Origin of the sequence: Flavobacterium gelidicaeli (assembly GCF_013294005.1) — a bacterium.
GTDB lineage: Bacteria > Bacteroidota > Bacteroidia > Flavobacteriales > Flavobacteriaceae > Flavobacterium.
The window spans coordinates 1-18,685 of sequence record NZ_JABSNK010000022.1; the positions used below are offsets into that span (position 1 = coordinate 1).

An 18,685-nucleotide genomic window follows, 5' to 3' on the forward strand; every position below is an offset into this window, starting at 1 on the left:
GAAAAAGATTTGGTTTTAAAAGTCCAAATGAAATTTTTGAGCAAAAACTTAAACAATCTGCATGAGGTTGCATTTGTTAATTGAATCCACCGTTTTTCCTTTCCATTTTTGTCTATAATTTTAACTTTTAGTGTGTCGTTATATATTTCAATATTTGCAAATTCTCGCAATGTATCATTTTCTATTTTTGCAAAAGCAGTTTGTGCTCCTCCATAAACTCTGAAAGCATCGATACAATTTAATTCTTTATTGTATCTTATATTTGGAAAATTTTCTGAATTTTTGATAAATTTTAATTTTCCACTATTCCTTTCAAAAATAAATAACTTTCTAATTGTGTTTGCACCTCTTCCAGCAATTGAGGATTGAAAAGTTAAATCGTTAAATCCATCATTATTGAAATCTGTAATTTCTGGATCACAACTTAAAATACCATCTTTTAGAAATTCAAAGCTTTGGATAATATGCCATTTTGAATTCTGTTTTTTAAACATTTTAATTTCTACATAAACCCTGTCTTTACATCTGATTTTTTTTTAAGTCAATTTTAAATTCTCCATTTATTCCAATTTTTGTACTATCTATAAAATGTTCTTCAATTTCATTTACTTTAACTTTTTCAATTTCTGTTGTTTTAGTATTTTTTTTTTGATTTTCCAGTTTTTTGTTAAAACCAAAAAATATAAACAAGAATAAAATTAAGTACAGTTTTTTCATTTTTTAGGTTGATTTCTGTCAGTTTTTTCCTTTGCGGTAAGTTATGCACAACTATTGTATAATGTAGTATTTTTAAATCTACTAAAATAATTTAATTAGTTTATTTTTAGTTATTGTTCGTTAGATTTATTCTTTTCACTTTCAGACTTTTAAACCTTCAACTTACTTAGTTGTTTTTTAGTTTTCTTATTTACCCTAAAAAACTTATTTTCATCCCTACCTAATAGCTAGAATAAAGAGAACGTTTTATTTAAAATTTTTTTCTAAACCAGAAAGCAACGTTTACTAATGCAATCAGTGCAGGTACTTCTACCAATGGACCAATAACGCCAGCAAATGCTTGTCCGCTATTGATACCAAAAACTCCTATAGCTACAGCAATGGCTAGTTCGAAATTATTTCCTGTTGCGGTAAAAGCAATTGCAGTGCTTTTCGAATAATCAGCTCCAAAATATTTTCCTGTGAAAAAGCTCACTATAAACATGATGGTGAAGTAAATGATTAGCGGAATCGCTATTCGAACCACATCCATGGGAATTTGAACGATTAATTCGCCTTTTAAACTAAACATAATTACAATTGTAAAAAGTAAAGAAATCAATGTAATTGGTGATATGAAAGGGACATATTTATTTTGAAACCAATCTTCGCCTTTTAAAGCGATTAATGTATAACGACTGATGATGCCTAATGCAAACGGAATTCCGAGGTAAATACCCACGCTCTCTGCAATTTGGCCAATACTGATATTCACAGCAAAACCATTATAACCAAAATAGGGTGGAAGTACGGTGATAAAAATATAGGCATAAACACTATATAGTAATACTTGAAAAATGCTGTTTAAGGCAATTAACCCAGCGGCATACTCGCGATCTCCATCGGCAAGATCATTCCATACAACTACCATAGCAATGCAACGGGCTAAGCCAATAAGGATAACACCAATCATGTATTCTGGATAGCCGTTTAAGAAAATTAATGCTAACGCAAACATTAAAACGGGGCCAATAATCCAGTTTAGAAATAATGAAGCACCAAGCACTTTAGTGTTTCTAAAAACTTGTCCCATTTGTTCGTATTTTACTTTTGCCAAAGGAGGATACATCATCAAAATCAATCCAATCGCTAACGGTATATTAGTGGTTCCACTTGAAAAAGAATTGATAAAATTGGAACTTGACGGAATAAAATAGCCAATACCAACACCAATTGCCATGGCCAGGAATATCCAAAGGGTCAAATAACGGTCTAGGAAACCCAATTTTTTTCTTTCTACAACGGGAGCGCAATTATTTGCCGACATAATTATTTTTTTATTTGTGAAAAAACATAAAAAAGTTCCGTAGCAATTTGCATGCTTCTTTCGTGATACTTTTCTGCTTGTTGTGGAGTATTATCAAAAGCTTTTGGATCTTCAAACGTGATGGCAATTCTTTTTTCGGCACCCGCAATAAAAGGGCAACCGCCATCTGCTTGATTACAAGTTAAAATTGCAGCAAACTCTGCTTGTGGATTAAAAGGATTGTCATAGGTTTTAGAAAAGCCAATTATAGGATGTTCATTATCAGTATATTTTATACTATAAATAGGATTGTTACCCTCTGAAAGTGCCGTTACTTTAAACCCTGAATTTGCTAATGTTTTTACAGCCATTGGAAACAAAGCAGTTGCTTCTGTACCGCCTGAATAGCAAAATACATTGCTAAAATTAAAATAAGAAGCAGCCGTTTGTGCCCAAACTTGGGACAAATGGCTTCTTCTAGAATTGTGTGTGCAAATAAAATTTAGACGCACTTCCTCTTGATTGCTTATTTTTATCTGGATATAATCAATAAGCGGCTGTAGTGTAGTTCTGCGATCTTGTATGATGTTTTCTGGATGAAAAGAGAGAATTTCCTTTTCGATATCAGGAAAAATTTGTGTTTTTGATGGCGCCATTTTAATTGTAATTTTAGTTTAACAACATCCTCCGCCCGGAGTACAACTATTGTTTTGAACAGGAATTTCAGATAGGGTTACTTTTTGTTTGCTTTCAGGAATTCCACATGCATCTTCAGCAAGACATGCGGTTAGTTTGTTTAATAAAACAAAATCGGTTCCGTTAAAACCTAAATCATATTTACCAATTGTTCCCGCTTGGTATTCAACCTCAATTTCATTGTCTTCTATTCCTAATATTTTTTCAGATAATTCAATGATGCCCAATAATTTTTTTGGTTTCAAACGGTGTTCCAAATCGTTGGCATTCCATAATTGAAAGTTAACAACCGTTTCTTTTCGAACTTTTCCACCGCAATCAATAAAGTTTTTAGTGATTAAACCCACTTCGGTTACGTGAAAATTTTCTGGAACATAGGTTCCGTTTGGTAATTGAAACGTAACGTTTTCTAGCGTAACTAATTGTTTTTTAATTTCAGATAGTTTCATAATTCAGGTATTTTATAATTAACAACATTGTGTTTTTTTATTTTCTAAATAGGTGTTGATGTGTTCAAAAAAGCCTTTTATTTTAGCAAAGCCTTCTTCATTAAGGCAATAACAAATGGCATTTCCTTCGAAGTTTCCTTTGATGAGTCCCGCATTCTTTAATTCTTTCAAGTGTTGAGAAACCGTTGGTTGAGACAGCGGGAGCTCATTTACAATGTCGCCACAAATGCAACTATTGACTTTGATTAGATGCTGGATTATGGCAATACGAGCTGGGTGACCAATGGCTTTGGCCAAAATGGCTAGTTCGTTTTGCTCTTCTGTAAAATGTTCTGTTTTAGTAATACCCATCGTTATATATTTATATTGCAATATTACGATATTAAAATTTAATGACAGCAATTAGTTGCGTTTTTTTATTGACAAAACAAAACGCCACAGCTTACATTGGTAAACTATGGCGTTAATGTTATAATAGTAAAGTAATTATAGTTCTAATGAAGATTTAGGAATAGCGTGAAAACCGGTTGATTTCACTTGTTCTTCAATTGCTTCAATTGTAACTAATTTATCAGTTAAGACAGTGAACTCTTTTGGAAATATTGATTCGTTAAGTACAATGTTACTTATCCCATCAAGTTCAAGAAGTCTTTTTTTAATAATAGCCAAGTCGGATGATTCGTTAGCATTTGTTCCAAAAATTTTACCGTGATTACCTGGAATCACATTGTCGTCTATTAAGCCCATGAGTATGTTTTTTTTTAAATTAGTCTCTTTATATTAGACTTATAAAGTTACTCATTTTAACTACGCAAGAATTTATACTGTGGTACTTATTTGTTATAAAATATGAATGTTTTACTGCTTGTTTTTAAAATGAATTGTAAATTTAGGTTCCTTATAATTAAGTAAACTAACTAGATTGTTTAATATAATAAGAACAAATTATTAATTAATATATAAAGTATCATGGAAAATAAAGATAAAAAAGATTTAGAAAAATCATTAGAACCGTTATTGTATCCCCCAAGCGAAGACATCTACAATCAATTAGAAAAAGCTGGAGATGTTAATCCAGAGGATATCACTAAAAAGAAAATTACTGTTGCTATTAGCCCTGAAGGGCAACGTAATGAGAAAGACTTTAACGAGGACATGTCAGGAGCTGATCTAGATGTGCCTGGATCAGAATTAGATGATGCTCAAGAAGCTGTAGGTAGTGAGGATGAAGAGAATAATTATTACAGCATTGGTGGAGACAATCACAATGATTTAGAAGAAGACAAAGCGTAATTTTGATTGGATTTTAAGCAATAAACCCGCCTCCTAATTAGGGGCGGGTTTATTGTTTATATTAAAAAGTAATTATTCATTATAAACATTCGTTCCATGTTCATGAATATCTAATCCGTCAATTTCTTCTTCTTTAGTAACTCTCAATCCCATTGTTTTCTTTAAGATAAACAAAACAACAAAAGACGCTCCCAATGCCCATGCAACAATAGCAGCAACACCTGTAATTTGAACAATCAATTTATCAAAACCACCGCCGTAAAGCAAACCCCCGTCAGTAGCAAATACTCCAACTAATATCGTACCTAATGCACCACAAACTCCGTGTACAGATATCGCACCAACTGGATCATCGATTTTTAATTTCTTGTCTATGAATTCTATAGAAAATACAACAACAATTCCGCATATTAAACCAATGAATAGTGCTCCCATTGGGTTAACAGCTGCACATCCTGCAGTGACCCCTACTAATCCAGCTAAGACTCCGTTTAAAGTCATGGAGATATCTGGCTTTTTGTAAAAGATCCAAGTTAAAAACATAGCGGCTATCGCTCCAGCAGCACCTGCTAAATTTGTTGTGATAAATATTTCAGCCACTTTAAAAGCATTGTCTCCAGAGATTGCTAATTGTGATCCTGGGTTAAAACCAAACCATCCCATCCAAAGGATAAAAACTCCTAATGCTCCTAACATTAGGTTGTGTCCAGGAATGGCATTAGATTGTCCATCAGTATATTTTCCTATTCTAGGGCCTACAAGTGCAGCTGCTACAAGAGAAGCAAAACCACCCACAGCATGAACTACAGTCGAACCAGCAAAATCAGTAAAGCCCATTTGAGCTAACCATCCACCTGCATTCCATACCCAGCTACCTGAAATGGGATAAATTACCAATGTCATCAATAATGAGAAAATTAAGTAGGTTGTAAATTTTGTTCTTTCAGCAATTGCACCAGAAACAATAGTTGCGGCAGTAGCAGCAAATACCGTTTGAAAAAACAAACTGTGCATGTCAGGAAGACTATCAAAAAAAGCATATTGGCTTACATTTCCTATTAATCCTCCTATAGAGTCTCCATACATTAATGAATATCCAATTGCCCAAAAAGCAAGACTCCCTATACAAAAGTCCATTAGGTTTTTCATAATAATATTCCCAGTGTTCTTTGATCTTGTGAAGCCTGTTTCTACTAATGTAAAACCAGCTTGCATAAAAAACACTAATATTCCGCAGATTAACACCCACATTAAATCCATTGCAGTATTCGTATCCATATTGTAAAATTTTATTTATTAGTTTAAAAACGCATTAGTTTACAGCGTCTGTTCCTTTTTCTTTGGTTCTTATTCGGTAAGTTTCTTGTACTTCTGAAACAAATATTTTACCATCGCCCACCATTCCTGAGTAGGCTGATTCCAGAATTGCGTTTACTGTTTTTTCAAGAAACGGATCAGATACTACGATCGATAAATACCTTCTTTGTATGTCTGTGGTACTATATGTGATTCCTCTATAAACATGACCTTCTTGTTCGTTTCCCACTCCGGTAACATCCCAATAGGTAAAAAAGTTAATTCCTATTTCGTGCAATGCTTTTTTTACATCAGAAAATTTTGATTTTCTAATAATTGCTTCAATTTTCTTCATTCGTTTCTTGGTTTAAATTGTTTAATTGGTTTTCGGTTTTTCTATAATAATAGTGCTCTTATTTTTTAAGGTTTTTCTTTTTTTTTCGAAAGAAACAATCCTTTGCCAACACGCTTTTTAGTAAGTTATTTAACGTTTGACGAAGACGAATTTATTAACTTTTATTTAAGAGATAAAAAAAACAGAACCCTTTTTGCTTTGCTTTGAGCAGAATTATCGATTACAAAAAATCACTTCAAAAAACTGCTTATTACGTATTTAAACTTTAATATATTATTGTATTCATAACCAATTATTTTTAATTACCCCTCTTTTTACTAAGGGTATTGTTGTTTTATTGTGTTGTTTATGGTGGATTTGTGTAATTTTAACGGGGGGTGTAGTTGTAATGTAAGCGTTTTTTACGTAATTTTATTTATGCTGTTTTTAAATAGAAGACATAAAAAAAGCCTTTAATCCAAGAAGGAGTAAAGGCTGTTTTAGCTTTTTTAAGAGTGTAGTTGAAATTAAATGATATAATTTCAGAGTATGTTTTTTAACAATAACTGTTTTTAAAAGTAGTATCCAATATTCATGTTAAATCGAACTTCCCAATTGGCACTTGGTGTACCATCAGTAAATGCAGTTTTCCACACTGGTCCTAACCAAGGTTGGTTTTTACCAGCGGCCATATCAAAATAGGTGTATACATTTCCAGCACTAACTAAAACGCCAGTTACGTTCATAGCAGAATCGTTAAAATCAGAATTCAGTTTTTCTAAATATCCGTAATCATTATAGAATTGTAATGATGATACCGGTCCCCATTGCACAGGTAAGGTATATTGTACTCCTAAAGTATAAGTGTTTCCAGCTGCAGCAACTAGGTAGGGAGCTCCATAAGCTGTCATGGCTATTATTTCTTTGCTTTCGCCAAGAGGCCCCTTTGTCGATTTTTTATATTTTGACACTTGGGCTTTAACGCCAAAACGTTTGTATTTCAATTGGTATTGCAATGCTAGGGCATAATGCGAGCCCATTTCTTGAGTATCTAAGTTGTACAATCCGCCAAATTGTGCCGATGTACCTATTTTATGACTGATGCTGTCGTTACCTATAATATAGTTAAGTTGGCCATTGACTTGGTTTACTTCTTTATTTCGTAAATCTAAAACGCCGTCACCATCTACATCTATCGAGGCCACGTCATATGAATAACGTCTATCAGAAACATCAGAATTACTTCCAAATTGTAATTCTTCGGCATTTTTAAAAAAGGCTAAAGCATAATTCCATTTTTTAGCGGTGTGAGTAAATTTAATTCCCATATCATGATCGTCCTCAAGTCCTATATAATAGTTTACACTAAAAAACCAGTTATGGGAGTTGTAAGTAGTATTCCCAAAAGGAACTTGTGTTAAGCCCACTTGGATTTCGTTTTTGTCATCAAAATCATAAGCTAGCCAACCTTGTTTTAACATTCCGCCCCCAAAACCCTCGGAGTACAAGCGGTATTCAGCATCTAGTTTTATTCCTTTGTATTTTGCTTTGGCGTTAAGCCTAAAAACGTCGTAACCAAAATCACCTCCACGTTTTTTTTGACCTTCTTTCCATGAGGATAAATTGTAATTGAATCGTAAAGCACCACCTATGGTAACTTCGGGTTTTTCTTGAGCATAAATAGTTGCTGTTGATAATAGCATAAAGCCCATTATCAATGTAATTTTTGAAAACATCTACTTTTTTTTTGGAATTAAAAAATGAAATAAGTCGAGAAGAAAGTACTAATTTAAGAAGGGATTCTCTTTTTAGTTAGGAAGCAAAATAACGAATTGCTGCGTGAAGATTTACTTTTTAAGTATTGTAATGTAATAGTTTTATTCATGGCACAAAGGTATAAAATAATATCAATTTGCCTATTCAGTACTTTTATTATTGATTATCAGCCTGTTATATTGAGCTAGAAATCAGAGTAAGATAGTCTAAACGGAGTTTTATACACTGGGTGGATTCTTTATGCAATAGTCATTATCAGCTCAGGTAATTGTACAATTGATATCAGCATAGCTATAATTTAATTTGTGTCGATAACACTTTTACATTTTAAAATTTCTTGTAAAAATAAAAAGTTTATATAATGAATTAATTCTAGGTAGGAGTTTGCTTTTCAATAGATTAAATGGCTTTTTTTACTTGTTTGTAATATAAAAACAGCAAAGCTGCTTATGTATTAATTCTAAAGGTAAAACTAAGGTGAGAAATAAAACGTAAGTGTTTATGAAGATTTTAGGTAGTATATTTGAAACTAGTTTATAAATTATTTTAATAGTTTATTAAAAGTGGTGTCAGGAATACAATTTTTGAACGTCTTATTAATTGTATGAATTTGAATAACAAACATATTTCCTCAACTGCAGTGTTACTTTTCGCGCAAAGCGACAAGGTAGAAAGTGCTTTGAAACCTATTGCTTCTAGCAAAAGGCAGAATGATTTGTTATGGCATAAATTGAATCAAAGAGTTTTACAAACAGTTCGTAAAACAAAACTGCCTTATTTTATATCTGACGAAAACACCCAAGAAGGAACAAACTTTGGTGATAAATTAAGTCATGCAATTGAGTCGGTATTTAATCAAGGATTTAAAAAAGTAATTGTCATAGGTAATGATTCGCCTGGACTTACGTCAAAAATTATAACCGAAGCTAATGAGGAACTTCAAAAAAATAATTGGGTTTTTGGACCTGATTTTAAAGGAGGAACTTATTTAATAGGAGTTTCTAAAGCGAAGTATGATAAGTCGCATTTTTCTAAAATTGATTGGCACACAAACCACGTTTTAGAACAATTAAAGACACTTTCTTTTGAGGATTACAAGGCACTTTCCCTTTTGTCTGATTTTAATACTTTAGCTGATTTTAATAATATACTTAAAGGATTTTCTTTTTTTAGTAGTTTTATAAACAGCTTATGCTCCTTATTATTTTACCAACATTCATTAAAATCATTTTTTAATGAACAGTATACCTACAATATTCTTGGATTTAATTTTAATAAAGGTTCACCCGCACTGGTGTAATTTTTAGCTTTTATTTTAAAATTTTTATCCAAAACCATACTTAAATGAAACAATTTTTTCTGTTTTTATTACTGAGTGTCTCCACATTTGCGGTCGCTCAAGAAGACTTATCTGTCTCAATCATAGATTTTAATACACAAAAACCAGTTGCTGATATTACTGTTTTATTAGTAAACAGCTCTCGTAATAGCACCTTACAACAAACCGCTAATGTACAAGGGAAAGTTACTTTTAGAGGAATTCCCGCTTTAGACGGTTACCAAGTTATTTTTGAAGGGACTTTAATTTACGCTGCGCAAAAATCAGAAATGATTAGTGTACGTTCTAATCAAGCTCCAAATATCAACCTGGTTCTAGCACCCAAAGAATCTAATGAACTAAATGAAGTTGTGGTAACTAAAGGAGCTTCGGCCAAAATTAACCGCCGCGATGCCGAGGTTTCTTTCGAAATGAAAGCAGCCGAAATTCAGCAAATCCCTGTTGAAGGACGAGACATTACAAGAGTATTGTTTCGTTTGCCTAATGTTTCACAAGCAACGGGTTTTTATGCCGAAGCACCAAATGTGAGTATTAACGGGGCAAGTTCAGGATACACGTCTTACTTAATTGATGGATTAGATAATAATGAACGTTTCCTTGGAGGGCAAAAATTTGCTATTCCGTCTGGATTTGTGAAAGATATTACGGTTTTAACCAATAATTTTTCGGCAGAATATGGATTAACGGGAAGTGGAATTGTAAATATTACACCTCGTTCTGGTTCTAATGAAACTACCGGAGAAGTTTTTTTTATTACAAGACCGGGACCGTCAATTGATGGGAAATCAAGTTTTGCACAAAGAGATTTATCGGGTAACCAAGTTAAAAATGGTTTTGCTCGTTACCAAGCAGGTGGAGGAGTAGGAGGTGCTTTAGTGAAAGACAAAACATTTTACTATGTGAATTTTGAACACACCACAGATATCAAAGATAATTTATTGAATGTACCTGAGTTGGGCGTTTCAGAATCTGTTAGAGGGACCAATACATTTGATTATTTTTCGACTAAAATTGACCAAATATGGAACCCAAACTTCAACTCTTCTTTACGTGCTAATGTAGGTAGAGTAGCGATTGAGCGCCAAGGTGGTGGTTTAGAAGGTGGTTCTACTTTTGGTTCTGCAGGAAATACGCAAGACCGTAATAGTATTTTATTGGCCTTGAAAAACAGTTATAAGTTTGGTAATTTCTCTGGAGAGTCTAATGTACAGTACAGCCGTTTTAGATGGAATTATGCCAAGCCTTTTAATCCAAATACTTCGCAAGTAACGATTTTGGGTGTTAATGATGAAACATTAGGAGTGGTTGGAAATCCAGGTTATGTTTTTGACGCGATCGAAAACACTGTACAACTACAACAAAAAATAAAATATTATACTGAGAACCATACGATAAAAGCGGGTGTGAATTTTATTAGAGGAGATCACCAATTATTTGGAGGAGGAAACCCAGTAGGAAACTACCGAGTGAAATTAGATCAAAACCAAATTGACGCTATTAAAAATAGTGGAGTAGGTGGTGGGTTAAATATTAATGATATTCCGCTTGATGCCCAAGTTTTAAATTATAACGTAGAGTTAAGACCAACCTCTTTTGGGACAAATCAAGATATTTACTCTGCTTATATTGAGGATTTATGGTCGGTTTCTGCAAGATTAAATATTACTTTAGGTTTGCGTTACGACTATGATAATTTGTCTAAAGGAGGAAGTGATAAAGGCGATTACAACAATTTAGCACCTCGTTTTAATTTTAATTATAAGTTAGATAACTCTAGTAGTTTACGTGGTGGATACGGGATCTCGTATGACAAAGTGAACTATGCTCTTTATAGTGATGCTTTACAGCAAAATACCACTTCTCAAAGTTACAAACTGCAGTTAGAAGAGTTGAAAAGATTAGGGATTTTACCAGCAGATACAAACATTGACCGCATTACTTATAACGGGAATTTAGCTGCTACTGTTTCAGGAGTAAACTATTTACAAGGACCATCAGCAACTGATTTGCAAGGACAAAGGGAAAGTATTTTTTCTAACGAGCGCAGAATTTTAAATCCTAATGGTTATAAAAACTCGTATTCTCATGAGTTAGCGTTGGGGTACCAATTGCAATTGACGGACGAGCGCTTATTTTTTATTGATTTAGTACACAATAGAGGCGAAAATTTATCGCGTTTGCGCAACCTGAATGCCGCAGCCGAATATCCTATTGATCCTAATAATGTAGTGATTAGAACTCAGGCTGAAGCCGATGCATCACGACCTATTCCTATTACAAATGGGAGTGCAGTGATTAATGGACAAACCGTTACGGGTATTGCTAGAAGCGTTATTGTAAGTGAAAATGAAGGGAAATCAAGGTATTATGCCATGAGTTTCAATTACCAAAAAGCAAGAGGTACTGATGATTATTCTTATCGCTTGAATTATACGCTATCATCAAGTAAAAATGATACGGAGGGAATTAATTTTAGAGCTTCGGATGGGAATAATTTTGCTAATGAATGGGGACCATCTGTAAATGATAGAACACATAATATTAACGGAATTTATAGTTACTATCCTTTTAAAGGAACTACAGTTACGCTAGCAGGATTACTGCAAAGTGGGCAACCTATTAATAGAATTCCGCTTGGTTATGGTACTACTGATTTGAATGGGGATGGCGCAAGTTTCTCAGATGCTTATCAAGGAAATAGTGACCGTTTTCCAGGAGAAAGTAGAAACAACGATCGTTTGCCATGGAGTACTACCTTTGATTTAGGAGTTCAGCACCAAATCACCATTGCAGGAAATAACAAGATAGAATTACGTGTAGATATCTTTAATGTATTGAATGCCGAAAATTTAAGTGGATACAGTAATAATGCAACTCAAAGTAACCAGATTCAAGGTGGTTCTAGCGCTAGCGGATTGTTTACACAACGAAATGCTTCGCCACCAAGACAGTTTCAGTTTGGAGTGCGTTATTTATTTTAAATAAAGTAATATCCTGTAAGCTGTTGTTGTTTCGCAGGGTGTTTTTAATTTGCGTTAGGGATAGGAGTGGTATCTCCCAATTTAGAAAAACAAGGCTTTTTAGCCGTAGTTTTTATTTATTGGGAATATAACGGATAGCCCGACCGCCTTTTTCTGGCGGGAACGCCCAACTAATAAAAAAAATATGTTTATACTAAATGCAAATGAGCCAGAGGAATTGGCTGCTTATTTACACCAACAAAAATGGTTGGAGCATGGGGAAACGGTTGTTAGTTTATCAAAACCTGGCGACGGAAATATGAATTGTGTGTTACGCATAGAAACGGCTTCGCGCTCTTTTATCATCAAGCAATCCAGAGGTTATGTTGAGAAATATCCACAGGTTTTAGCACCTGCAAATCGTGTACTTACAGAGGGTGCTTTTTATGAAAAAATTGCTACTGTGCCTGATGTACAGGATATCATGCCTAAAATTTTAGGTGTTGATGCAGTGAATAATATGATCGCTTTGGAAGATTTAGGCAAGTCGAATGATTATACGGTTTTATATAATTTATCCCAAAAAATTAAGGAGCAGGAGTTACAGCAATTAGTGAGTTATTTGAATGGTTTGCACCAAAGTTTTCAAAAAACAGTAGTGGATGATGAACTTGCAAATACTGAAATGCGAACACTTAATTACGAACATATTTTTGAATATCCTTTTAGAGAAGAAAACGGTTTTGATTTAGATCAAGTGCAACAAGGCTTACAGGAAATTGCAATGCCTTACAAGAAAGACTCTGATTTAAAATATAAAATAGAGCGATTGGGTTCGTTGTATTTATCAAAAGGGAAATACTTATTGCATGGGGATTATTATCCTGGGAGTTGGTTAAAAACGGACAACGGAATCAAAGTTATCGATCCTGAGTTTTGTTTTTATGGCTTACGCGAATTTGACTTGGGTGTGCTGCTAGCGCATTTTTATATCACCCAACAAGAGGAGTCGGCTATTGCTTTTATTAAAGAAAATTACCAGTCGTTTGAGGATTTAAATAGTACGATTTTAAATGGATTTATAGGAACCGAAATCATGCGTAGATTAATAGGACTGGCACAATTACCGTTAAAAATGGATTTGAAAACAAAAGCAGATTTATTAGCATTTGCTAAAGATTTAATAGTAAAATAAAGAATATGAAAAATAAAATAATACTTTTTGCATTGCTACTCACAGCATCAGTGCAAGCACAAACTAAAGTGTGGTTTGATACAGATTTAATGATTGGAATGCCAGATAAAACTGCTCGTGAGGTAGATGACGGGATCACATTGATTATGGCTTTGAAGCAACCACAAATTGAAATTGTAGGCATCAGTTCAATTACTTATGTTGATTATAGTTTTCCTATTATCAATAAAATATTAGGATGGCATAATAAAGGTGCTGCAATTCCGGTGTATAAAGGATCGCCAAATGCAAATGATTTGGGGGTTGAAAATGATGGAACGAGAGCTTTGTATGCAGCTTTGAAGAAAGAAAAGTTGACTATTTTAGCTTTAGGACCAATGACAAATATTGCGACATTGATTCAGAATCATCCAGATATTATTCCGCAAATTAAGAAAATAACAATTTGCGCCGCTAGAACACCAGGTTTACCTTTTAATCCTGGAAACGGAAAGTTAAATGTTTTTGATTACAACTATGAGTTTGATTATAAATCAATGGATGTTGTTTTAGACACATCAATTCCGCTCGTTTTTGCAGGATATGAACCTAGTTCTTACACCTTTATTGGTAATATTGATTTGGCTAGTTTAGATCAAAATGAAGAAGCTGATAAGTGGTTATTTGATATTGTGCAGCCGTGGATGGAGAAAAATGAAAAGTATTTTGGCGTTAGAGGATTTATTCCTTTTGATTGTTCGACTCTAGGAGTGATAACGCATCCTGATTATTTTACGTATTACAGAGACATTCCTATAAAAGTAAATTATAGAAAGAATGATGCTCTTGAGGTGCAACCTGCTGTTCCTTATAAAAACTTTTTAGAAGTCTCTTATAAATACAAAACCAAAAAGAAAGTAGATTATGCTATAAGAGCACTTCAAGGATTTGAAGAGAAGATATTGGAAACCTTGAGTGTGAAAAACTAACAAAACTTTAGGATTTGTTTGAAAACTAGAATTAGAAATCGGTCGTATATTACTGTAGATTCAATTGTGTAATAAGCATATCAATAACTGATTGCAAAATCATGATGATAGCAGAATTAAATTTAATAGAAAAAACAAAAATAACAACAGATGAAAATGAAATTAATAAGTTACGTTGTACTAGTGTTTACAATTTTGAGTTGTAATGCACAAACAAAAAAATTGTCGTTAGAGCCTAAAAAGGGTAAAGCAGTAGCCATTTTTGCCGAAGGTTGTTTCTGGTGTAGTGAACATGTTTTTGAAGCTGTGGTAGGAGTAGATGAAGCAGTATCAGGATATTCAGGAGGAGCAACTAAAAACCCTTCTTATCAGGAAGTTGGGTCTAATACAACGGGACATGCAGAAGCTGTAGCAGTTTTTTATGATCCAAAAGTAGTTTCTTATAAAGAGTTAGTTGCCGTATTTTTTGCCTCACAAGATCCTACAACTCCCAATCAGCAAGGACCGGATAAAGGATCGTCTTATCGCTCTATTGCTTTTTACAAAAACGCAACAGAGAAGAAGATTATTGAAGATAAAATTAAAGAGCTTACCGCCAATAAAGTTTTTGCTAACCCAATTGTAACCGAGGTGAAACCTGTGATGGATTTTTATGAAGCGGAAGATTACCACCAAGATTATGTGAAAAATAATCCAAATCAGCCGTATGTTAAAAGTGTTTCGGTACCGAGATACAACAAGTTCAAAAAAACATATAAAGGAAAGTTAAAAGCAAATCACTAAAATTATGAAAAGATACCAGCAAATCTTGCTACTACCTGTAATAGCCTTTGGCTTTATAGCTTGTATGCAAGCAAATAAAAGCAATAAAGAAAATACGGATACAGCAACTACAATGCAACAACAACCCGTTTTGTCTTTGACAGATACCTCATTGAAGAAAGTAGCTAAAACTGACGCCGAATGGAAAAAAGTTTTGACACCCAATCAGTACTATGTATTACGTGAAAAAGGAACAGAACGTCCTTATCAAAATGAATTTAATGACAATCATAAAAAAGGAAACTATTTTTGTGCAGCTTGCAAATTGCCTTTGTTTTCATCTAAAGCGAAATTTAATTCAGGTACAGGATGGCCTAGTTTTTATGACGTAATCAATCAAAATAGAGTGAAAGAAGTTGTTGATAAAAGTTTAGGAATGATGCGTGGAGAAATTGTTTGTGCCCGTTGTGAAGGACATTTAGGACATCTATTTGATGATGGTCCAAGTCCTACAGGATTAAGATATTGTATGAACTCAGCGTCATTATTATTCCAAGAAGCAAAATAATTATTGGTTAATTGTTTGTTTGTAGAAAGGGCGTTTGTTTCATTGAAACAAACGCCTTTTTGTTTTAGAGTAAGTAAAGTTTTAATGGCAATTTTTCAACCTTATAAAGAATTAAAGTCTACCATTATGAGTGATTTTATAGCTAAAATTTCCTTTCTTTAATTATTATAATCTCATTACGAATATAATCTAAATGATAGTCTATTTAATGTTTTCCATTTCAGATTTCATTAAATCTTTAGCGTACGCAAACTTTCTTGCTCCTAATGGTCTTCTATTGATATTTTTATGCATGTATTCTTTTGCAAAATGTAATTTATCGACTTTATCTGATATGAAGCGTTTTATATGATAATCATTATCTCTTAACGTACCTAAAGTTTTTTGGTCATTGTCAGTTCCATAAAATGTTATTTCGCTGAACTTATTTCTTATCATTAATTCCTTTTCAGCATTTAAAATTCCGTCATTATTAAGTTGAGTAATAAATTCCTCCATAAACAGACTTTCTAAACGTACTAAATCCTTCTTCTTTACATTCAAGATTAAAATGGAATAAAGTGTTTTTTTATCAATGAAATATAAAGATTTCTTTCCACCAACAGAAATTAAATTACAAATCCAATTTTCGTCATTTTCTTTATCGTTTTCTTCCTTCTTTTTTACGGGTATAAAAGTTTCTGTTTTTCTAGTACAAAATATATTTATCATTAAAATCAATTTTACATTTAATTTTTATCCTTCATTTTATCTGAAGCTGCGAGTTATTTTTTACCACAATGAGCGGACTGGAAATTCGTAATTACTCAATTTTGGCTTAACGAAAACTTGATACGAAATGGAAATTTTATTAAAATATCATTCTCACCAAGAAGATGTTATATCTAGTGCTTTATTCAATAATATTCAATTTCATATTTATATATTGCTGAACTTTTGTAACGAGAATTCAAATTATTCTTATCAATTAATTTCTGTATTTTCGAATAAAGAATATTAAATGTTTTAATTTTATTATCACCGATAATTTGGCAAGAATATCCTTTTTTTGAATATTTATATTTTTCAACCAGCGGATTTTTGAAACTATCATCGGAATTTACTCGTTTGATAATTCGATTCTTTTTATCGAAATAGGCTGTATCAGTTAAAACAGCTGCGGTTTCATAATTTGGAACTTTCACAGGGGAAAATTCCCAAGAATTCGTTTTTGAAATTGTGATGTTTTTTTCTTGCTTAATTTCTCGTATGAATCGTATTAATGAGTCCGACTCATATTTAGTTTCTGTTTCAATTTTTGTTTTTGGATTGAATTTGTAAGTAGAAAACGAACGAACTACACAAGTATCTTTTGAAACAAAATCTTCGCAATTACATTCAAAAGTTCTTTGTCCATTTTTATATTCAACAAACTGATTATAATTCCGATTAGTTTTTAAAACGGCATCAAATCCTCCAAATGTAATTTCTTTTATCAAGTTACCTGAATTGTCAAATGTAGTTTCTCGAACTTTTATTAAGGTATCATTTTCATTTTTTAATTCAGTTATTGTTTTGATCTTTTGACCAAAAGTTACCATAGTTAAGAGAAATACCGATATGGATATTAATTTTTTTAGCATCGTGTGTAATGTTTTGTTATTTTGAGATGGATGAGAGTTCGTAAACGCTCAATTTTCGGTTTAACGAAAATTTGATGTGGAACGATAATTCCAGCTATATCAAAACAGCTGTTACCAGCTGGCGTTATTTCTGTTTTAGTAACCATTTTATTAATTTCTCATCATCCACAATACTCCAAGAATGTGGATGTCTTCTATTGTCAGGTTTTCTATAACCTTTATTTTGTGTCGTTATTAATTCTGCACTTTGATTTCCAAGTCTATTTAGTTCATTAATCATTGCAGAACATTCTGTTGCATTCATACCCGTAAAGTCTGCACCACGTTCTTTCAACCACCAATTTATGTCAGGCTCTATGTAAATTCTCAAAGGCATTTTTATCAATTTTTTAATTGCTCTTTGAGTTGTATCTGAAAATGAGTATGGCGAAATATTATAATATTCTGGGAGGTTTGTTGTTGGACTTCCACCAGTTTCTTTTTCAAGTCTGTCTATCATATAAACATTCTCTTGATTGGCATCGTTATCTTTTGAAAGTCGAATATCTCTTTTTGCGGAATTATAAAATCTTTCAAAGTCGAGTGGTGGGTCAATCGCAAAAACTGCTGTTGGTTTGATTTCTGCGTTTTCAGCATATTTAATCACACAACTACCACCAATTGAAAACCCACCAACATATAATTTTTGGTCAATAAGTTTGTTTTTAGAGGTGACATCTTTAAGCATTTTGTTAAAAGTTTGCTGGCTTAAGCTGTCTACTCCAAAAGATAAAACACCGTCTTGGAAAGTTGGAATAATTGTCAAAATGCCGTTCAATGCTAATTTGTTAGGTAAGTCAGTTTGTTGTAAAACTTTTTCTGCTGTTTCACCAAAACCTGGAATTAGAAATATATATCCTGTCCAAGGAAGTTTTGGAGGATAAATTATTGTATAACAATTTTTTGTTTTATCGGTTTCGTCAAGAAAAACTTTCTCAACTTTTGGAATAGATACTTTCTGTCCATTACAACTAATAGAAAAAACTAAAAAAGTCAAAATTATCACAATAAGTCTATTCATAATTGTCTGCTCTTTTTTTGTTTGCGGTGCGCCACGCTTGCTAGTAACGTCTTGGCTCTACAAAACGTTTGGGATTAAAGATGCGAGATTTTTCCATTATGCACAAGTTTCCCAAGTACAAAACCATCTTTAAATTCAGCCTAAAACCCCAATCTCTTGTAATGGCTGTTGGCAGTAGTCTTTATTTGTAAGTTTGTTAAATTATGTCTTTCTAAAGATAATTTTGCTAATGAATAAAAATCAATTATTTCTTTATTTTTTTCAATATTTATCATTGTTGTCCGGTAAAAATAATTTGAAAGTTATTTTTTCTTTATTTTGCAAGGCTTGACGAGGTTTTAACCTAGTTCAGCTTGTTTTCGAGT

The 18,685-nt window shown here is 32.9% G+C and carries 20 protein-coding genes; 7 read left to right on the forward strand and 13 right to left on the reverse strand.

Going from position 1 to position 18,685, the window contains the following annotated elements; genetic code table 11:
* From HNP99_RS17210 to HNP99_RS17240, 7 genes are all read right to left on the reverse strand, one after another.
* Positions 1-494: XAC2610-related protein (locus tag HNP99_RS17210; RefSeq protein ID WP_463671064.1), on the reverse strand; the 494-nt coding region annotated here is incomplete at its 3' end.
* A 25-nt stretch (positions 495-519) separates the two neighbouring features.
* Complete coding sequence (locus tag HNP99_RS17215) at positions 520-717, reverse strand: hypothetical protein (protein ID WP_173854687.1); 198 nt, start codon at positions 715-717, stop codon at positions 520-522.
* 250 nt (positions 718-967) lie between these two features.
* Entirely contained in the window at positions 968-2,023 is a 1,056-nt protein-coding gene (arsB, locus tag HNP99_RS17220) for an ACR3 family arsenite efflux transporter (RefSeq protein WP_173854688.1), read from the reverse strand.
* Positions 2,024-2,025: 2 nt separating this feature from the next.
* A complete protein-coding gene (locus HNP99_RS17225) occupies positions 2,026-2,658 on the reverse strand; it encodes an arsenate-mycothiol transferase ArsC (protein ID WP_173854689.1) in 633 nt (210 codons plus the stop codon).
* A gap of 18 nt (positions 2,659-2,676) precedes the next feature.
* Positions 2,677-3,147, reverse strand: coding sequence for a DUF6428 family protein (locus tag HNP99_RS17230; protein WP_173854690.1), 471 nt, complete (start codon positions 3,145-3,147; stop codon positions 2,677-2,679).
* Between the two features lie 18 nt (positions 3,148-3,165).
* A complete protein-coding gene (locus HNP99_RS17235; protein WP_173854691.1) occupies positions 3,166-3,498 on the reverse strand; it encodes an ArsR/SmtB family transcription factor in 333 nt (110 codons plus the stop codon).
* Positions 3,499-3,633: 135 nt separating this feature from the next.
* Positions 3,634-3,894: a heavy-metal-associated domain-containing protein gene (locus tag HNP99_RS17240; protein ID WP_173854692.1), complete on the reverse strand. Its 261-nt coding sequence runs from the start codon at positions 3,892-3,894 to the stop codon at positions 3,634-3,636.
* Between the two features lie 222 nt (positions 3,895-4,116).
* On the opposite strand from HNP99_RS17240, the gene HNP99_RS17245 reads away from it, so the two are divergent.
* Positions 4,117-4,440, forward strand: a complete 324-nt coding sequence (locus tag HNP99_RS17245) for a hypothetical protein (RefSeq protein ID WP_173854693.1) — start codon at positions 4,117-4,119, stop codon at positions 4,438-4,440.
* A gap of 72 nt (positions 4,441-4,512) precedes the next feature.
* Here the strand turns inward: HNP99_RS17245 and HNP99_RS17250 are convergent, their stop codons facing one another.
* The 3 genes from HNP99_RS17250 to HNP99_RS17260 all read right to left on the reverse strand — a co-directional run bounded on the left by HNP99_RS17250 (position 4,513) and on the right by HNP99_RS17260 (position 7,806).
* Positions 4,513-5,718, reverse strand: coding sequence for an ammonium transporter (locus HNP99_RS17250; protein ID WP_173854694.1), 1,206 nt, complete (start codon positions 5,716-5,718; stop codon positions 4,513-4,515).
* Between the two features lie 34 nt (positions 5,719-5,752).
* On the reverse strand, positions 5,753-6,091 hold the full coding sequence (locus HNP99_RS17255; protein ID WP_173854695.1) for a P-II family nitrogen regulator: 339 nt from the start codon (positions 6,089-6,091) through the stop codon (positions 5,753-5,755).
* Positions 6,092-6,642: 551 nt separating this feature from the next.
* On the reverse strand, positions 6,643-7,806 hold the full coding sequence (locus HNP99_RS17260) for a hypothetical protein (RefSeq protein WP_173854696.1): 1,164 nt from the start codon (positions 7,804-7,806) through the stop codon (positions 6,643-6,645).
* Positions 7,807-8,450: 644 nt separating this feature from the next.
* Between HNP99_RS17260 and HNP99_RS17265 the strand changes: the two genes are divergently transcribed.
* The 6 genes from HNP99_RS17265 to msrB all read left to right on the forward strand — a co-directional run bounded on the left by HNP99_RS17265 (position 8,451) and on the right by msrB (position 15,638).
* A complete protein-coding gene (locus HNP99_RS17265; RefSeq protein ID WP_173854697.1) occupies positions 8,451-9,146 on the forward strand; it encodes a TIGR04282 family arsenosugar biosynthesis glycosyltransferase in 696 nt (231 codons plus the stop codon).
* Positions 9,147-9,190: 44 nt separating this feature from the next.
* The gene (locus tag HNP99_RS17270; protein WP_173854698.1) at positions 9,191-12,166 is read left to right on the forward strand and encodes a TonB-dependent receptor; all 2,976 of its coding nucleotides are present in this window, start codon (positions 9,191-9,193) and stop codon (positions 12,164-12,166) included.
* Positions 12,167-12,350: 184 nt separating this feature from the next.
* The gene (locus tag HNP99_RS17275; RefSeq protein WP_173854699.1) at positions 12,351-13,340 is read left to right on the forward strand and encodes a phosphotransferase; all 990 of its coding nucleotides are present in this window, start codon (positions 12,351-12,353) and stop codon (positions 13,338-13,340) included.
* A gap of 5 nt (positions 13,341-13,345) precedes the next feature.
* Positions 13,346-14,308 (forward strand): nucleoside hydrolase, encoded by a 963-nt coding sequence (locus tag HNP99_RS17280; protein ID WP_173854700.1) that lies wholly within the window; start codon positions 13,346-13,348, stop codon positions 14,306-14,308.
* A 150-nt stretch (positions 14,309-14,458) separates the two neighbouring features.
* Entirely contained in the window at positions 14,459-15,091 is a 633-nt protein-coding gene (gene msrA / locus HNP99_RS17285) for a peptide-methionine (S)-S-oxide reductase MsrA (protein WP_173854701.1), read from the forward strand.
* Between the two features lie 4 nt (positions 15,092-15,095).
* Positions 15,096-15,638 (forward strand): peptide-methionine (R)-S-oxide reductase MsrB, encoded by a 543-nt coding sequence (gene msrB / locus HNP99_RS17290; protein ID WP_173854702.1) that lies wholly within the window; start codon positions 15,096-15,098, stop codon positions 15,636-15,638.
* 201 nt (positions 15,639-15,839) lie between these two features.
* Here the strand turns inward: msrB and HNP99_RS17295 are convergent, their stop codons facing one another.
* The 3 genes from HNP99_RS17295 to HNP99_RS17305 form a co-directional block, all read right to left on the reverse strand.
* Positions 15,840-16,349 carry a DUF6933 domain-containing protein gene (locus HNP99_RS17295; RefSeq protein WP_173854703.1) on the reverse strand — a complete coding sequence of 170 codons (510 nt, stop codon included), beginning with the start codon at positions 16,347-16,349 and terminating at the stop codon, positions 15,840-15,842.
* Positions 16,350-16,534: 185 nt separating this feature from the next.
* A complete protein-coding gene (locus HNP99_RS17300; RefSeq protein WP_173854704.1) occupies positions 16,535-17,260 on the reverse strand; it encodes a hypothetical protein in 726 nt (241 codons plus the stop codon).
* Between the two features lie 124 nt (positions 17,261-17,384).
* On the reverse strand, positions 17,385-18,320 hold the full coding sequence (locus HNP99_RS17305) for an alpha/beta hydrolase (protein ID WP_217424440.1): 936 nt from the start codon (positions 18,318-18,320) through the stop codon (positions 17,385-17,387).
* Positions 18,321-18,685: the final 365 nt, after the last annotated feature.

Coding starts and splice junctions, on each gene's coding strand:
- HNP99_RS17305 (WP_217424440.1), bottom strand. CDS start 18,320: ATGAATAGACTTATTGTGATAATTTTGACTTTTTTAGTTTTTTCTATT.
- msrA (WP_173854701.1), top strand. CDS start 14,459: ATGAAAATGAAATTAATAAGTTACGTTGTACTAGTGTTTACAATTTTG.
- HNP99_RS17295 (WP_173854703.1), bottom strand. CDS start 16,349: ATGATAAATATATTTTGTACTAGAAAAACAGAAACTTTTATACCCGTA.
- msrB (WP_173854702.1), top strand. CDS start 15,096: ATGAAAAGATACCAGCAAATCTTGCTACTACCTGTAATAGCCTTTGGC.
- HNP99_RS17300 (WP_173854704.1), bottom strand. CDS start 17,260: ATGCTAAAAAAATTAATATCCATATCGGTATTTCTCTTAACTATGGTA.
- HNP99_RS17240 (WP_173854692.1), bottom strand. CDS start 3,894: ATGGGCTTAATAGACGACAATGTGATTCCAGGTAATCACGGTAAAATT.
- HNP99_RS17235 (WP_173854691.1), bottom strand. CDS start 3,498: ATGGGTATTACTAAAACAGAACATTTTACAGAAGAGCAAAACGAACTA.
- HNP99_RS17275 (WP_173854699.1), top strand. CDS start 12,351: ATGTTTATACTAAATGCAAATGAGCCAGAGGAATTGGCTGCTTATTTA.
- HNP99_RS17265 (WP_173854697.1), top strand. CDS start 8,451: ATGAATTTGAATAACAAACATATTTCCTCAACTGCAGTGTTACTTTTC.
- HNP99_RS17250 (WP_173854694.1), bottom strand. CDS start 5,718: ATGGATACGAATACTGCAATGGATTTAATGTGGGTGTTAATCTGCGGA.
- HNP99_RS17215 (WP_173854687.1), bottom strand. CDS start 717: ATGAAAAAACTGTACTTAATTTTATTCTTGTTTATATTTTTTGGTTTT.
- HNP99_RS17280 (WP_173854700.1), top strand. CDS start 13,346: ATGAAAAATAAAATAATACTTTTTGCATTGCTACTCACAGCATCAGTG.
- HNP99_RS17230 (WP_173854690.1), bottom strand. CDS start 3,147: ATGAAACTATCTGAAATTAAAAAACAATTAGTTACGCTAGAAAACGTT.
- HNP99_RS17225 (WP_173854689.1), bottom strand. CDS start 2,658: ATGGCGCCATCAAAAACACAAATTTTTCCTGATATCGAAAAGGAAATT.
- HNP99_RS17255 (WP_173854695.1), bottom strand. CDS start 6,091: ATGAAGAAAATTGAAGCAATTATTAGAAAATCAAAATTTTCTGATGTA.
- HNP99_RS17270 (WP_173854698.1), top strand. CDS start 9,191: ATGAAACAATTTTTTCTGTTTTTATTACTGAGTGTCTCCACATTTGCG.
- arsB (WP_173854688.1), bottom strand. CDS start 2,023: ATGTCGGCAAATAATTGCGCTCCCGTTGTAGAAAGAAAAAAATTGGGT.
- HNP99_RS17260 (WP_173854696.1), bottom strand. CDS start 7,806: ATGTTTTCAAAAATTACATTGATAATGGGCTTTATGCTATTATCAACA.
- HNP99_RS17245 (WP_173854693.1), top strand. CDS start 4,117: ATGGAAAATAAAGATAAAAAAGATTTAGAAAAATCATTAGAACCGTTA.